This window comes from Salinibacillus aidingensis (assembly GCF_055393355.1).
In genome coordinates this window covers 2,178,484-2,194,794 of record NZ_AP043759.1, presented here as the reverse complement: position 1 = coordinate 2,194,794, position 16,311 = coordinate 2,178,484, and the positions used below count along the sequence as shown (strand labels likewise).

Below are 16,311 nucleotides of genomic sequence, written 5' to 3'. Positions count from 1 at the left end.
TCCAGGGCTATATCCAAAATTAAACACTCTCCTTCTCCGTTTGATTGTAATCTATCAGGTTATTATAGTTCTGTATCGAAAATGGCGGGTGAAGGGACTCGACTGATGCCATAAGAAAGGCTGTTAGGGTTTCCGGTGCTGTAAAACTCTTTATTCCTTTTTTTAAAGCATATTCCCGTAGCTCCCGCTGAAATGAGTCCTCCATTTGATTTGTAAAGAGAAGGGTAAAGGTTTTTTTCGAGAATCGATCTTTCGCTTCTTCTTTTGTCAGAATTTCAGCAACCTCAACTCCATAGTGTTTTAGTGTCTGTTCAGTTTCATGTGTTGCAGCAATATTGATGCCTGCCTTTCTTAAAAACGTACAGAGCTGACTGCTGTTGTTATCATCAGCCAGGCTGCCAGTCATGAGTATCCAGTCCTTTTCATCGGGAGCAGTTCCCTTGTTTTCTGACCAATGAAAGGCCTTGGCCATGGCCTGTGGGACGGTTTTTCCAATACCAATGGCTTCTCCGGTGGATTTCATTTCAGGCCCTGTAATTGGATCGACACCACTCAGTTTTTCCGTTGAAAAGATTGGCATTTTAACGGTGTAATAAGGTATATCATCGTGCAGCCCCAATGTGTAAGATTGTGATTGAAGAGGTTCTCCCAATTGAACCTTTGTTGCTAAATCAATAAGGGGAATCCCCGTAATTTTGCATACAATCGGAACAGTTCTTGAAGCTCGTGGATTTACCTCGAGTACAAAGATGTCCTTCGTGGCTTCATCCATGACAAACTGAATGTTCATCAACCCTTTGGCATTAAGCCTTGAGGAGATTTTTTGTGTATAGTTGAAAATGGTTTCCTTCTCCTTTTCCGTTAATGATGGAGCGGGAAAGATGGCCATACTGTCACCTGAATGAATACCTGCTTTTTCCACATGTTCAAAAATGCCGGGAATAATGATGTCAGAACCATCACAAACGGCATCCACTTCGAATTCCTTGCCTGTAATAAAACGATCCATGAGCAGCGGATAAATGGAATTTGCGGATAATTCATGTTCGAGCTCATGTACATATTCATCTAATTGATTTTCATTTTGGATAACTTTCATTCCTTTTCCACCAATAACATAAGAAGGGCGGACAAGCATGGGAAAACCAATCGTTTGCGCTGCATCATGTGCATTCTGAAAGGCATAAATGGTCTCGCCAGGTATATGTGGAATATTCAGTTCGGTAAGCATTTGATAAAACTGATCTCTGTCTTCCACCTTTTGAATGGAAGAAAGGGAGGTACCGGCAATATGGAAACCAGCGTTCTTCAAGTCCTCTGCCAGATTAATGGCTGTTTGACCACCGAATTGAACCATTACATGATCTGCTTGTTCTTTCTGCAGAATGTGAATGACATCTTCGGCGGTTAAAGGCTCAAAGTATAAATGATCAGCCGTATGAAAGTCAGTACTGACCGTTTCAGGATTGTTATTAATTACAATGGAATCGATTCCCTGATCTCTTAAAGACATAGCAGCCTGGACAGAGCAGTAATCGAATTCAATGCCCTGACCGATTCGAATTGGACCGGAACCAATCACAACGGTTTTTTGACTCCCATCTAATTCTTCAACCTCATCCATTTCATTCCAGGAACTGTAATAATAAGGAGTGTCCGCAGAAAATTCTGCAGCACACGTATCTACCATTTTATAGGCAGGGAGGTGAGAGATTTCAGCTGCTATTTCATGCTCGCTGACTTTGAATAGTTTGGCTAACGTTTTATTCGTGAAGCCAAGCTGTTTTGCTTTTAACCAATCCTTTTCCTCCATTTCTTCCCATACCCTATCGGAAAGATCATTTTCATGCTTGATGATGGCTGATATCTCATATAGAAAGTATGGATGAATGTCTGTTATCCCATGGATGGTTTCAATCGAAAAGCCCCGACGTAACGCTTCTCCAATGACAAATAAGCGTTCATCAGATGCCTCGGCTAACTGCAATTGCAGCTGTTCATTGGATAAGTGATGAACAGAGGGCAAATGCAATTGGTCTACATCAATTTCCAGCGAGCGTATGGCTTTTTGAATAGCTGCAGGAAGGTTCCGTGCAATTGCCATCACTTCACCGGTTGCCTGCATCTGTGTACCGAGCTTTCGGTCAGCATCCGTAAACTTATCAAAAGGCAACCGGGGAAGCTTCACGGCAATATAATCAATGGCTGGCTCGAAGCTTGCGTACGTATTTGCTGTAATCGGGTTCAGGACTTCATCCAGATGATAGCCCAGGGCCAGCTTGGCAGCAATTCTTGCAATTGGATAACCTGTAGCTTTTGAAGCAAGTGCACTTGATCTGCTCACTCGCGGATTTACCTCAATAATGACATATTCATCACGTTCAGGGTGAACTGCAAATTGGATATTACAGCCTCCCACTACACCAAGCTCCCTGATAACCTTACAGGAGGTTGTTCGAAGCATTTGGTACTGACGATCAGTCAATGTTTGGACAGGGGCCACTACCATACTGTCTCCTGTGTGGACTCCAACAGGATCAATATTTTCCATGCTGCAGACAATAATGCAGGTATCATTGGCATCACGCATAACCTCGAATTCAATTTCCTTCCAGCCTTTTACACTCTGTTCAATTAAGACCTGATGAATAGGACTTAATTGAAGACCGTTCATGACGATTGATTCTAATTCCTTTTGATTGGCTGCAACGCCACCGCCTGATCCACCCAGGGTATAGGCGGGTCGAATCATAATGGGATAGCCGGTCTGATCAGCAAACTCAATGGCTTCCTTCGTTGACGTTGCGGGAACACTGTGAGCAATAGGCTCATCTATATCTATCATCATAGATTTGAACCGCTCCCGGTCTTCTCCTTTTTGAATAGAGTTCAGAGGTGTTCCGAGTAACTCCACTTCATATTGGTCCAGAACCCCAGCCTCCGTTAAAGAAAGGGCCAGGTTTAAACCTGTCTGACCTCCAAGGGTAGGGAGGAGTCCGTCAGGTTTTTCCTGCTTAATAATTTTCGTTACAGATTCGCAGGTCAACGGCTCTAAATAAATATGATCGGCAAACTGTGGGTCTGTCATTATTGTTGCGGGATTATTATTCACCAACACAACCTCAATACCTTCTTCTTTCAGGGCTAAACAGGCCTGTGTACCTGCATAGTCAAATTCAGCTGCCTGACCAATAACAATAGGGCCGGAACCTATGACCAGAACTTTTTTAATAGATGGCAGTTTAGGCATGCTGCTTCTCTCCTTTAGTATGAGTCAAAGCTAAAAAATGTTTAAAAATATAAAAGGAATCCATGGGTCCCGGATGTGCTTCGGGGTGAAACTGTACAGACATAATCGGCTTATAGCGATGCATCATTCCTTCGACGGACTGATCATTAACATTGAGATGTGTCACCTTCCACTCATGCTTATGAAGCGATTTCTCATCTACTGTATAGCCATGATTTTGAGAGGTAATGAGAACTTTCCCTGTTGTTAAATCCTTGACTGGATGATTGCTGCCCCGATGACCGAATGGCAGACGCTTGGTTTGTGCTCCGTTTGCTAGAGCTATAATTTGCTGTCCCAGGCAAATCCCAAGAGTTGGGTAATGATTAATGATTGGTTTAAGGTTATCAAATAGATACATGAGGTCTTTTGGATTTCCTGGACCATTGGATAATACAACTGCATCAGGATTTATTTCCTTGATCTGCTCCCAGGTAACATGGAAGGGGACTACGTGAATTTCACAGTCTAATTTCCGGAATGTTTCTACGATGGAATGCTTGTAACCAAAATCAATCACAGCTATTTTTTGAGTACTGGATGAAGGATTTTCAGGTTTGACAATCAATGATTTTTTTATGGCTACCTTACGAACAATGTCCGATTCGATTTCTTTCATTGCCGGGAAATCGTTTGGGTCTGATGTGAACTTTCCATATACTTCTCCATGCTTTCGGATTATACGGGTTAAGGCACGGGTATCCATATCGTACAGCGTGGGAATATTATGTCTGTTCACCATTTCCTGTAAAGAGTGTTTCGTTTCTTCATGAATCGGATTTAAAAAGGGACATGCAATAATTAAGCCGGCCAATGAGGGCTTCCAGCTTTCATTATCCCAGTCATTACATCCATAGTTCCCGATTAAAGGGTAGGTCATGGTCACGATCTGCCCCGCATAGGATGGATCAGTCATGACCTCCTGATATCCGGTCATTGCTGTGTTAAATACCATTTCCCCCTCTGTCTGATCATCTTTATATAACCATTTCCCTTCAAAAACATGCCCCGTATTTAACGTTAGATAGCCCGTATGCTCATCCATAGACATCATCTCCTCTCCAAGCAAAATTCACAAGAATGGTATGAATATACATTTTGGTACATTTTTATACATTAAAACGATAAAAAATTAGAGTTCTCGGCACTCTGTTCATAACTCTGAATCCAGCTTTTATTACCATCGATAAAATGATACGCATGATGAAATTGCTCTTTGACTTGATCTCTGGATGTTGCTCCCTTAACATTTCTTGCATTTACAACGGATTCAGGTTTTAAAGCTTCATAAATATCTTCACCAATTGAACTTGAAAACTGCTGAAACTCATCTAATGTCAGCTGTAATAAGTATTTATTCTGCTCGATGCTGTAAAGTACAATTTGACCGACAATTGCATGGGCTTCACGGAAAGGAATATCCTGCTGTACTAAGTAATCTGCTAAATCTGTAGCATTGGAATAGTCCTTCTGTACCGCATCATACATTTCGTCCTTTTTCACTTGCATACTGGATATCATAGGGGCAAAGAGAGACAAAGCCCCTTTTAGAGTGTCCACCGTGTCAAACATCCCTTCTTTGTCCTCCTGCATATCCTTGTTATAAGCTAATGGCAGTGCTTTTAAAGTCGTTAGCATCCCCATTAAATGTCCGTACACCCTGCCTGTTTTCCCACGGACCAGTTCAGCCACATCCGGATTTTTCTTTTGGGGCATCATACTGCTTCCCGTAGAAAAGGCATCATCCAGTTCTATGAAATTAAACTCCGCACTTGACCATTGAACAAGCTCCTCGCATAACCTTGACAGATGCATGGAGATTAAAGAGGCATTCGACAAAAATTCAACAACAAAATCACGATCACTGACAGCGTCCAGACTATTTTCACATATTCCATCAAAATTCAGGCTGTCAGCTACCTGCTCACGATTAATCGGAAATGTAGTCCCGGCTAAGGCACCTGCACCTAATGGGGATTGATTTACGCGTTTATAGCTGTCTTTCAGCCGATCCGCATCGCGCTGAAGCATAAATACATAAGCCATTAGATGATGGGCAAAACGAACGGGCTGGGCACGCTGTAAATGGGTATAGCCTGGAAGAATGGTGTCAATGTTTTTTTCTGCCTGCCCAATCAGTGATTCCTGGACTTGAACGAGTAAATCAGTAAGCACAACAATGGATTCTCTTAAATACAGTCTCATATCCAATGCGACCTGGTCATTACGGCTTCTGCCCGTATGCAGTTTTCCTCCCACAGGGCCAACTTCTTCAATAAGCAGCTTTTCAATGTTCATATGAATATCTTCGTGATCCTCCGATAATTCAGCATCTCCGTTTTGTATCTTTTCTGCAACAGCAGTTAATCCCTTAGAAATGGTAGCTGCTTCTTCCTTTGATATAATCTGACAGCTCGCAAGCATGCCGACATGGGCAAGACTTCCTTTTATGTCCTGCTGTGCAAGCTTTTGATCAAACTGAATAGAGGAGGTATATTCATCTACAAGTTCATTGGTAGGTTTGGTAAATCTCCCGCCCCATAGTTTCATGGTTTAATCGCTTCTTTCTTTTCCATTTTTATATTGCTATTTTGAAATTCTGTATTTTGATATTCATTGGTTACAGATGAGTGGACTTTTGTTGGAAGCCCCCATAGCTGTATGAACCCTAAAGCTGCATTATGATCGAATTCATCGTCCGGCTTATAAGTTGCTAATCCGAAATCATAGAGTGAGTAATCAGACGAGCGTCCTGTTACCTGTGCCTGCCCCTTGTAGAGTTTTACTGTCACATTTCCTGAAACATAGATCTGAGTCTGGTCAATAAAGGCATGTAGAGCATTGGTTAATGGAGAATACCACAATCCGTCATAAATCGTCTGGGTAAGCTTCTGTTCAATTGTCGGTTTAAACTGGGCAACCTCTCTTGGTAATGTTAAGGCTTCTAATTCCTGATGAGCTGCAATAAGAGTCAGGGCTGCAGGGCACTCATAGACCTCGCGTGATTTTATCCCAACTAAACGACTTTCAATGTGGTCAATACGTCCGACCCCATGCTTACCGGCAATTTTATTCAGTTTTAAAATCAGATCATCTAAAGGTAACTTTTCATTATTGATTGCAACAGGCTCTCCTTTATCAAACTCAATGTCCACATATTGAGGTTCATCTGGTGCATCAACAGGATCAACTGTTAATTCATAAGCATCCTGAGGGGGTTCAACCGCAGGGTCTTCGAGAATCCCGCATTCATTACTGCGGCCCCACAGATTCTGGTCCACACTATAGGGACTTTCCAAGTCAACAGGGATAGGGATTCCGTTTTCTTTTGCATAGGCAATTTCTTCATCTCTAGACATGGCCCATTCACGTACAGGGGCTACTACATCCAGTTCAGGAGCCAGTGCTGTAAAGGATACGTCAAATCTTACCTGGTCATTTCCTTTTCCTGTACATCCATGGGCAACAGCTACTGCGCCTTCCTGTTTGGCAATATCAACAAGAATCTTTGCAATAAGCGGACGGGATAGTGCAGAGACAAGAGGATATTTCCCTTCATATAAAAGATTTGCTTTTAAAGCCTTCGCTACATATTCTTTTGCAAAGGCTGACTTGGCATCAACCACATAGGATTTAACCGCGCCAACATCAAGGGCTTTATTTTTAACAAATTCCAGATCTTTTCCTTCACCTACATCCAGAGCAACGGCAATCACATCATAATTGTATTTATCCTGAAGCCATTTGATTGCAACTGAAGTATCCAATCCACCGGAATAAGCTAAAACGATTCTTTTTTTCTCCATGAACAATCTCTCCCTTTATGACGAAATAGTGAAAAAATTAAAATGTTTATGAATTATTATGCATTATTAAGTATAAAAATTCAATGGTAAAAATGTCATTTTCCATAAAAAAAGATACTGTCTATGATAAAGACAGCATCTTTTATTTATCACGCATTAACTGGCCGTAATACCCCCACTTCAAGTCTTGAGGGTATCCCAACCCAGGATTAAGCGGGGGATAAACGGCCAGTAAATTCCTGATAAGTTCAACGAACCATCAGTGGGGGATGGAGAAAACCCCCACTGATGGAAGTTTCACTTTATCGGGCCACCTGCTCCAGGTTTCCGTTTTTATCCATTCGGAAGGCTTGAGATGGTTCGGCATCGTCGTCGAATACCACCATTTTTCTCGCCTTATCCATAATGGACATTAATACTTGATAGTCTTCCTGCATGGATTCGTATTCTTTTTCCACTTTTTTCAGTCGTTTTTCAAGCTCCTCGTTTTCTGCTCTTAATGTTTCATTTTCCTGCTGTAGTTGATCAATATTCGCATGCTTTTGATAGTTATGTTCAAAATTAGATTTAAATTCTTGTAAGCTTACTATAATATCATCAATAGACGGAACCGATTGCTGATTTGCAATAGACTGAGTTTGTTGCTTCTGCTCCATTGGTTCTGGTTGGGCCGTTGTTTCTGACTGCTGCGGCTGTAAATCCTGCTGTGCTGGAACAGTTCCAGCAGCCGGCTGGTACGCTGGTACGGATGGAGACTGAGTTTGCTGCTGCAGTTTTTGCTGCTGCGCAATTGCACGTTTTCTTTCCTTTCTCTGACGCTTGGCAATTTCAATCGCTTTCTCATACCGTCTTCTTACCTCAGCATTCCAGCGAAAACCACATGCTGCTGCAGTTCTATTTAATTGATCTCCTACTTCCTCAAAGGCATTTAGCTGGGTACTGCCTTCGCGTATATGCCGCAGAACGGTTTCTGCGAGCAGGAGGTCATCTTCATGGGACCATGCATCTTGTCTGACTTTCGCCATTGTATTTCACTCCTCTTTTATTCTTTTCATTTTTTAATAGTTATCATAATAGTTATTCATCACTGTTTTGTTTCTAGTCTGTTCAATAAAAGAGGAGTTTATACTCTATTTATTGGGAATTTCTATTTATTCCCTGAATTTTTTCATATACTTGTTTAAGAGATGCTTCAAATTTACTCGTTTTTTTCGGCTGATAATATTCCCTGTTTTTAATAGAATCCGGTAAATATTGCTGAGCTACCCAGCCCTGTTCATAGTTATGAGGATATTTGTACTCTACTCCCCGACCTAAAGATTTTGCACCACTGTAATGAGCATCTTTTAAATGCTTGGGGATGTCTCCGCTTTTTCCATTACGAATATCCTGGAGCGCTTCATCCAGAGCTTTATAAGCAGAATTTGACTTAGGGGAAAGACAGAGCTCTACAACAGATACAGCCAAGGGAATTCGGGCTTCGGGAAAACCAAGTCTTTCTGCAGCCTGTACAGCTGCAAGTGCTCTTTGTCCCGCCTGAGGGCTGGCAATACCAATGTCCTCATAGGCACATACCACCAGGCGTCTGCCAATGCTATCAAGGTCACCTGCTTCTATTAAACGTCCCAAATAGTGAAGGGCTGCATTGACATCGCTCCCTCTAATGGACTTTTGAAAGGCGGATAGAACATCATAATGACCATCACCGTCCTTATCATGTGAAAAGCTTTTTTTCTGCATGCATTCTTCGGCAGTAGCCAGGTCGATGGAGATAACACCTTCTTCATTTTTTTCTGTAGAGGTTACAGCAAGCTCCAAGCCATTAAGTGCCGCGCGCAGATCGCCGTTGGATGCGAAAGCAAAATGCTCCAGAGCCTCGTCTGTTAATGAAGTTTTATATCCGCCCATTCCCAGCTCCTTGTCTTCCAGAGCATGTACGATTCCATTTTTTATATCCTCCAGACCTAATCTCTCCAGCTCAAATAAATGACATCTGCTCCGTATAGCCGGGTTAATAGAATGGTATGGATTACTCGTCGTACAGCCGATAAGGGTGATTAGATTACTCTCTAAATGGGGAAGAAGAAAATCCTGTTTCCCTTTATCAAGTCGGTGTACTTCATCTAAAATTAAAATCATCTTGCCTGAAAATTTGGCTTCTTCCACAACGATTTCCATATCTTTTTTCTTATCTACTACCGCATTTAACTGTTTAAAAGGGTAATCCATGCTTTTGGCGATAGCCATAGCCATACTAGTTTTTCCAGTTCCTGGAGGGCCAAAAAGAATCATAGAAGATAATTTGCCTGCTTCAACCATTCTTCTAATCATTTTTCCTTGTCCGACTAAATGTTCCTGCCCTATAATATCGTCTATACTCTTCGGTCGCATTCGGTAAGCTAAGGGTTGTAAGCTCATATTTTCTCTTCTCCTTTAAAAACAAACATTGAAAGCGTGCTAATTTAATTCTACCGTAATCCTCGTGTGTTTAAAATGCAAGGGTGGAGGGTTTCATGCTATAATATCAATGGTTTACAGAAAAGCGGAGGCGACCGGTTAGGTCCGACCGCATAAGCAGAATCTTCGGAGTGGCCGCTTTTTGGCCATGGAGGAGATTTTGCTTATGACCGCTAGGGCCTGGGAGCCGCAGTTGGACAGAGAAAAGCGGAGGCGACTGGACATCAGTGAGAGGGAGTGGAGAATGAGTAAGCTTTCATACGAAGACCGGCAGCATTTATGGATGAGATGGTTCGTCTATTTTGTCGGGATTATCATATTGGCATTTGGGATATCATTAACGATAAAGGCAAAAGATCTCGGAATTAGTCCCTGGGATGTACTGCACTATGGACTCTACACACAATTCGGATTAACTGTCGGCTCCTGGAGTATTATTGTCGGTATTTTTATTGTAAGTCTGTCATGTGCTGCAAGAAAAACATGGCCAAAAATTGGTACGATTTTAAATATGGTCTTTATAGGAATATTTATCGATTTCTTTTTATTTATACTACCCGATCCGGGTGCTTTGTGGATGGATTTTCTTACGTTAATGGTGGGACTTCTGATTGCCGGCTACGGTATAGGCCTATATGTAGCGGCTAAATTAGGAGCCGGCCCAAGAGATACACTGATGCTTTTATTAACGGAAAAAACAGGCTGGAAAGTGCAATGGGTTCGTATCGGACTTGAGGTCATTGTTTTAATCCTGGGATATCTCCTTGGAGGACCGGTTGGAATTGGTACGGTGATTGCATCTGTATTATTAGGATCCATTGTCGGCTTTTCGCTGCCACAGTCTGAACGTTTATTGGAGTATTTGATTTGGAGGAGGAAATCTAGTGAAAATTTCAACGAAGGGACGGTACGGCTTAACGATCATGATTGATTTGGCAAAAAATTTTGGTGATAAAAAGCCGTTGTCGTTAAAGGCTATTGCAAGAGATCATGATCTCTCTGAACATTATTTGGAGCAATTAATCCCGCCCTTACGAAATGCAGGATTTGTCAGAAGTATCCGTGGGGCATACGGTGGATATCTGCTAACCAAGGCACCTGAAGATATAACTGCAGGTGATATAATTCGTATTTTGGAGGGTCCAATCTTCATCGTTGAAGGCATTGAAGAGGAAGAGCCAGCGAAAAAGGAACTGTGGGTACGTATTCGTAATGCTGTAAAGGATGTACTGGATACAACAACCCTTGCAGATTTGGCAAACTTTGAAGACAGCGGAGACCAGCATGGCTACATGTTTTATATTTAACTGTAATAAGGCAATTTTAAGATAGAAAAGAAGGTGAAACGATGGAACCGATATATCTGGATCATGCGGCAACCACACCTGTTCACCCTAAGGTCGTTAAGGAAATGGTTCCGGTTTTGGAAAATACCTATGGGAATCCGTCCAGTGTCCATCACTATGGCAGACAAGCGAGGAAAATCATGGATCAGTCCCGTTATACCGTTGCACGGAGTATTGGGGCAACTGAAAAAGAGATTGTATTCACAAGTGGTGGTACAGAAGCGGATAATATGGCGCTTATTGGTGTGGCCCGGAAGAGAGAGAACGAGGGTAAACATATTATTACAACTTCCATTGAACATCATGCTACACTACGTACGGCCGAATATTTAGAAAATGAAGGCTTTGAAGTTACCTACTTGCCTGTTGATGAGACCGGAATGGTGGCTGTAAGTGATGTTCAAAAGCACCTGCGCGAGGATACCATTCTCGTTTCGATGATGTATGTAAATAATGAAGTAGGTACCGTTCAACCCATCAAAGAAATCGGAGAACTGTTACAGGAGCATCCGGCTTATTTTCATACAGATGCGGTTCAGGCCTTTGGCACCCTTCCGATAGATGTGAAAGAACTTGGTGTGGATCTGTTAAGTGCCTCGGCACATAAAATATACGGACCTAAAGGGATTGGGTTTTTGTATATTCGTGAAGGTGTTAAACTTCAATCCTTGCAGCATGGAGGAGAACAGGAGCGTAAACGCCGGGCCGGAACAGAAAACACTGCGGCTGTAAAAGGCCTTCAGAAGGCTGTTGAACTGGTTGAACAGGAAAGAACAGATCGAAATCAAAGGTATCTTGCTTTTAAAAAACGTTTTTTGCAGATACTAGAAGAAGAGCAAGTGGAATTTTCTATTAATGGAAATAAAGATCATTGTGTATCATCCATTGTAAACATCAGTTTTCCTGGCACGAATGTGGAAATTTTATTAACCAATTTTGATTTATCCGGTATTGCCGCTTCAAGCGGATCGGCATGTACAGCAGGTTCTGTGGAGCCATCGCATGTATTGTCGGAAATGTTCGGCTCTGAAGATGAACGGACAACCAATTCCATTCGTTTCAGCTTCGGAAATGCAAATGATGAACAGCAAATAGAGACCAGTGCAAAGAAGGTTTCAGAAATTATCCATCGCTTAACTTAAGAGGGAGTGAAAACATGAAAAAGGAACCAAAAGATACAAGAGTAGTGGTCGGAATGTCAGGTGGTGTGGATTCCTCTGTAGCCGCTCTCTTGTTGAAAGAGCAAGGATATGATGTTGTCGGTATTTTTATGAAAAATTGGGATGATACAGACGAGTTTGGCGTCTGTACGGCAACGGAAGATTTTGAAGATGTGGTACGTGTCTGTAACCAATTGGATATTCCTTATTACTCAGTAAACTTTGAGAAGCAATACTGGGACAAAGTCTTTACGTACTTCCTGGATGAATATAAAGCCGGCCGGACACCAAACCCTGATGTGATGTGCAACAAAGAGATCAAATTTAAAGCCTTTTTGGACCATGCCTTATCATTAGGGGCCGATTATCTGGCTACCGGACACTACGCAAGAGTCCGTGAACGTAACGGCCGATATGAAATGCTTCGAGGTGTTGATGAAAATAAAGATCAGACCTATTTCTTAAATCAATTATCCCAGGACGTACTCTCAAAAGTTATGTTTCCGCTTGGTGAAATTGATAAAAAAGAAGTACGTGAAATTGCAAAGAAGCATAATCTGGCTACAGCAACCAAAAAGGACAGTACAGGCATTTGTTTTATAGGGGAGCGTAATTTCAAGGAATTTTTAAGTGAGTATCTGCCTGCCCAGCCAGGGAAAATGAAAACACTGGCTGGCGAAGTAAAAGGAGATCACGATGGTTTAATGTACTATACCATTGGTCAAAGACATGGATTAGGCATAGGTGGTTCAGGTGACCCATGGTTTGTGATTGGTAAAAATCTCGAGGAAAATGTGTTATATGTAGGTCAGGGCTTCCATAATGACCATTTATATTCTGATGCACTTGAGGCTACCGACAGCAATTGGATTATACCGATAGAATCCAATGAGCCTTTTACCTGTACGGCTAAATTCCGCTATCGTCAACAGGACAGTAAAGTTACGGTTTATCCGCGGGAAAATGGTGAGGTGCGGGTTGAATTTGCTGAACCAGAACGCGCCATTACACCAGGTCAGGCCGTGGTTTTCTATGATGGTGAAGTCTGTCTTGGTGGAGCAACCATCGACCGAGTCATCAAAAACGAAAAATATATTCAGCATTTGGCTTAAAATACAATAGGAAAAACTGAGGTCAGAATGGAAAACAAGGATGAACCCTGTTAATTCTGACCTTCCTTTTTTGAAACTTTTAGGGGGAAAGATTTATGGGTAAAATGGAAGAAGGAATTGAATATTTGAAAAATCAAAAATTTGAAGATGCTGCAAAAGCCTTTACAGAGGCCATTGATGAAGATCCCGGCAATCCGGTAGGTTATATTAATTTTGGTAATCTGTTGCTTCATCTTCAGGACTTTGAGCGGGCCAAAAACTTTTTTGAAAAGGCTATTGAACTGGATGAGAATGCGATGACAGCCTACTATGGCCTGGGTAATATGTATTTTGAACAGGAACAGTTTGGTAAAGCACAACAGAACTTTGAGGCCGCACTGCAAAAAGGGCTGGAGAATGGTGATGTTTACTTTATGCTGGGTATGACTTTGGTACAACAGGACAAGTCAAGATTTGCCCTCCCATATTTACAGCGTGCTGCAGAGCTTAATACAGAAGATGTCGATGCACAATTTCAGTATGGACTTGCCCTGGCCCAATCACAGCAAATTGATTTAGCTATGGACCAGATGAAAGAAGTGCTAAAATTAGAGACAGAACATAGTGATGCCCATTATAATTTAGGTGTGGCTCATTTATATTATGCAGATACCGATAAGGCACTGCATCACTTCGATGAAGCCTTGCGTATTCAGCCTGATCATGTACTTGCCGGGAATGGAAAGGAAAAAGTACTTGAAATGTTGAAACAGAATAATAACGAGAATGAGTAAAAAGGGAGTATATTCACATGGCAATGGATTTGGTAAATGAGGAAAAAGGTTATATAAAGGGGATACTGCTCCGTACAATTTTTCATAATGCGGAGGAGAAGTTTTCCATTGCCTTAATCCGGATTGTGGATACGAACGAACCATTTCAGGATAAAGAAATTGTTGTGAAAGGTCATTTTCCACCACTTGAACAGGAGCAGGAATATATTTTCTATGGGAATCTTTATCAGCACAACAGATTTGGACAGCAATATCAGGTTTTTACATATACAAGGGAAATCCCCAAAACAAAGGATAGTCTCGTACGTTATTTGTCCAGTGACATCTTTTATGGTGTAGGGAAAAAAAGCGCCCAAAAGATCGTGGATGTTCTTGGCGAAACAGCCATCGATCAAATTTTAAAAGATGAAAATGTATTAGCTGGAATCCCTGGATTTCCTAAAAATGTGATTTCATCCTTTAGTCAGACCCTTCGTGAAAATCAAGGGTTTGAGCGAGTGGTGATGGCCTTAGCTGATTATGGGATTGGGCTTCAGCTTACACAAAAAATTTATGCTGTTTATAAAGAGGATACACTGAAGCTGCTGGAGGAAAATCCCTATCAGTTTGTGTTTGAAGTTGAGGGATTTGGATTCAGAAGAGCGGATAACATTGCTAAGATGATTGGCATTGCGGGTGATCATCCTGCCAGAATACAAGCTGGCTGTATCCATATCTTACAGAAGCAATCCCAATTTGGTCATGTTTATGAATATCTTGAGCAGCTCTGTGATGACGTGCGGAAATTACTGAATGAAACGGAACCGTCTGTAACTAATGATCTGGTAGAACAGAAGATGATAGAGTTGTCAGAAGAACGGTACCTCATCATAGAAGATGACCGAGTCTACCTTCCTTCCCTTTATTTCTCGGAAGAAGGGGTAAGCTCTCAATTAAAAAGGATTATGGATATTGAATTGGACTCGGAATTCGTACAAGCTGATATTTTAAAAGCATTAGGCGAAATAGAAGAAAAGGAAACCATAAGCTATGGACGGGAACAATATGAAGCTATTGAGCAGGCCTTAAACTCAAAGGCTGTGATTTTAACCGGGGGTCCCGGCACAGGGAAAACGACGGTTATCAAAGGAATTATCGGAGTTTTTGAACGACTGAATCCGAAAAACAATAATGAGGAAAAAGATGAGTCTCCGATTGTTCTGGCAGCACCAACAGGCAGGGCAGCGAAGCGTATGACAGAAGCAACCGGTCATAAAGCACAAACCATCCATCGGTTGCTGGGCTGGTCAGGAAGTGAAGAATTCGAGTTTAATCAAAGTCACCAGTTGGATGCCAATCTGATCATTATAGATGAGTTTTCTATGGTAGATATATGGCTTGCCAATCAACTCTTTCGGGCAATCCCCAGTAAGGCACAGATTGTGTTGGTAGGTGATGAAGATCAGTTGCCCTCTGTAGGCCCTGGACAGGTGTTAACGGATTTGCTATCTTCAGGGGTTATTCCGACTTGCAAGCTTACCGAAATATATCGGCAAAAAGAGGGCTCGAGAATTGTAGAGCTGGCTCATGAAATAAAAAATCATCAATGTGATCAGCAATCCTTAAAAAGAGGTGAGGATTTTTCCTTTTTCCGGTCACAGGGAACAAATACACTGTCCTTATTACAGGATATAGTAAAAAAGGCTGTCGATAAGGGATATTCTATAAGGGATATTCAGGTACTGGCACCGATGTATCGTTCCAATGTCGGAATTAATAAATTAAATGAATCATTACAGGAGCTCCTTAATCCGGCGAATAGCCGGAAAAGAACGCTGAAATTTAATGAACAGGTGTTTCGCTCCGGTGATAAAGTGATACAGCTTGTCAATCAACCAGAGAAGGGTGTCTATAATGGGGACATTGGCCATGCGGTAACGATTCTGAAGGCAGATGAAACAGAGGAAAATCAGGAACAGCTGGTCGTTGATTTTGATGGTAAAGAAGTCCGTTATGTTCGTTCTGAGCTTCATCAGCTCATGCATGCATACTGTATATCTATTCACAAATCGCAGGGTAGCGAATTTCCGATTGTGGTCATGCCTGTAGTTCCGGAATTCCGGCGTATGCTTAAGAAAAACCTTTTATATACGGCGATTACGAGAAGTAAGCAGTCACTAATTATATGTGGAGATCAGCGAGCGTTTTTAGAGGGTGTAAGCACAGAGGACCAGAATGTACGGAATACAACTCTATCCCAACGTATTAAACAGATGTTTGCCGGTGAACCAATAGCGGGTGACGAAAAGGTAGAAGATGTGGAGGATGCAGACCAAGAAGAACTGTCTCCGTATGATTTTATGTGAAGTATGTATATTTAAGAAACACG

12 protein-coding genes are annotated in these 16,311 nt (G+C 41.8%); 6 read left to right on the top strand and 6 right to left on the bottom strand.

The window, feature by feature from the left end; all coding sequences use genetic code 11:
- Positions 1-19: 19 nt before the first annotated feature.
- From carB to ACZ5OK_RS11805, 6 genes are all read right to left on the bottom strand, one after another.
- Positions 20-3,250, bottom strand: a complete 3,231-nt coding sequence (gene carB / locus ACZ5OK_RS11830; RefSeq protein WP_343837229.1) for a carbamoyl-phosphate synthase (glutamine-hydrolyzing) large subunit — start codon at positions 3,248-3,250, stop codon at positions 20-22.
- A complete protein-coding gene (locus ACZ5OK_RS11825; protein ID WP_343837227.1) occupies positions 3,243-4,334 on the bottom strand; it encodes a carbamoyl phosphate synthase small subunit in 1,092 nt (363 codons plus the stop codon). Before ACZ5OK_RS11825 ends, carB begins: the two co-directional genes overlap by 8 nt.
- A gap of 71 nt (positions 4,335-4,405) precedes the next feature.
- Entirely contained in the window at positions 4,406-5,839 is a 1,434-nt protein-coding gene (argH, locus tag ACZ5OK_RS11820) for an argininosuccinate lyase (protein ID WP_343837225.1), read from the bottom strand.
- Positions 5,836-7,095 (bottom strand): argininosuccinate synthase, encoded by a 1,260-nt coding sequence (locus ACZ5OK_RS11815; RefSeq protein ID WP_343837223.1) that lies wholly within the window; start codon positions 7,093-7,095, stop codon positions 5,836-5,838. The genes argH and ACZ5OK_RS11815 overlap by 4 nt, the downstream gene beginning before the upstream one ends.
- Positions 7,096-7,397: 302 nt before the next feature.
- Positions 7,398-8,120, bottom strand: a complete 723-nt coding sequence (locus ACZ5OK_RS11810; RefSeq protein ID WP_343837221.1) for an RsfA family transcriptional regulator — start codon at positions 8,118-8,120, stop codon at positions 7,398-7,400.
- Between the two features lie 109 nt (positions 8,121-8,229).
- Entirely contained in the window at positions 8,230-9,513 is a 1,284-nt protein-coding gene (locus tag ACZ5OK_RS11805) for a replication-associated recombination protein A (RefSeq protein ID WP_343837219.1), read from the bottom strand.
- Between the two features lie 283 nt (positions 9,514-9,796).
- On the opposite strand from ACZ5OK_RS11805, the gene ACZ5OK_RS11800 reads away from it, so the two are divergent.
- The 6 genes from ACZ5OK_RS11800 (at position 9,797) to recD2 (ending at position 16,288) form a co-directional block, all read left to right on the top strand.
- Positions 9,797-10,483 carry a YczE/YyaS/YitT family protein gene (locus ACZ5OK_RS11800; RefSeq protein WP_464758792.1) on the top strand — a complete coding sequence of 229 codons (687 nt, stop codon included), beginning with the start codon at positions 9,797-9,799 and terminating at the stop codon, positions 10,481-10,483.
- Positions 10,437-10,859, top strand: coding sequence for a cysteine metabolism transcriptional regulator CymR (gene cymR / locus ACZ5OK_RS11795; protein WP_343837217.1), 423 nt, complete (start codon positions 10,437-10,439; stop codon positions 10,857-10,859). Before ACZ5OK_RS11800 ends, cymR begins: the two co-directional genes overlap by 47 nt.
- 41 nt (positions 10,860-10,900) lie before the next feature.
- Complete coding sequence (locus ACZ5OK_RS11790; protein WP_343837215.1) at positions 10,901-12,040, top strand: cysteine desulfurase family protein; 1,140 nt, start codon at positions 10,901-10,903, stop codon at positions 12,038-12,040.
- A 14-nt stretch (positions 12,041-12,054) separates the two neighbouring features.
- Entirely contained in the window at positions 12,055-13,170 is a 1,116-nt protein-coding gene (gene mnmA / locus ACZ5OK_RS11785; protein WP_343837213.1) for a tRNA 2-thiouridine(34) synthase MnmA, read from the top strand.
- A 95-nt stretch (positions 13,171-13,265) separates the two neighbouring features.
- On the top strand, positions 13,266-13,943 hold the full coding sequence (locus ACZ5OK_RS11780; protein WP_343837211.1) for a tetratricopeptide repeat protein: 678 nt from the start codon (positions 13,266-13,268) through the stop codon (positions 13,941-13,943).
- Between the two features lie 17 nt (positions 13,944-13,960).
- A complete protein-coding gene (gene recD2, locus ACZ5OK_RS11775) occupies positions 13,961-16,288 on the top strand; it encodes an SF1B family DNA helicase RecD2 (protein WP_343837209.1) in 2,328 nt (775 codons plus the stop codon).
- Positions 16,289-16,311: the final 23 nt, after the last annotated feature.

Coding starts and splice junctions, on each gene's coding strand:
- ACZ5OK_RS11805 (WP_343837219.1), bottom strand. CDS start 9,513: ATGAGCTTACAACCCTTAGCTTACCGAATGCGACCGAAGAGTATAGAC.
- recD2 (WP_343837209.1), top strand. CDS start 13,961: ATGGCAATGGATTTGGTAAATGAGGAAAAAGGTTATATAAAGGGGATA.
- ACZ5OK_RS11815 (WP_343837223.1), bottom strand. CDS start 7,095: ATGGAGAAAAAAAGAATCGTTTTAGCTTATTCCGGTGGATTGGATACT.
- argH (WP_343837225.1), bottom strand. CDS start 5,839: ATGAAACTATGGGGCGGGAGATTTACCAAACCTACCAATGAACTTGTA.
- ACZ5OK_RS11790 (WP_343837215.1), top strand. CDS start 10,901: ATGGAACCGATATATCTGGATCATGCGGCAACCACACCTGTTCACCCT.
- ACZ5OK_RS11810 (WP_343837221.1), bottom strand. CDS start 8,120: ATGGCGAAAGTCAGACAAGATGCATGGTCCCATGAAGATGACCTCCTG.
- carB (WP_343837229.1), bottom strand. CDS start 3,250: ATGCCTAAACTGCCATCTATTAAAAAAGTTCTGGTCATAGGTTCCGGC.
- ACZ5OK_RS11800 (WP_464758792.1), top strand. CDS start 9,797: ATGAGTAAGCTTTCATACGAAGACCGGCAGCATTTATGGATGAGATGG.
- ACZ5OK_RS11825 (WP_343837227.1), bottom strand. CDS start 4,334: ATGGATGAGCATACGGGCTATCTAACGTTAAATACGGGGCATGTTTTT.
- ACZ5OK_RS11780 (WP_343837211.1), top strand. CDS start 13,266: ATGGGTAAAATGGAAGAAGGAATTGAATATTTGAAAAATCAAAAATTT.
- mnmA (WP_343837213.1), top strand. CDS start 12,055: ATGAAAAAGGAACCAAAAGATACAAGAGTAGTGGTCGGAATGTCAGGT.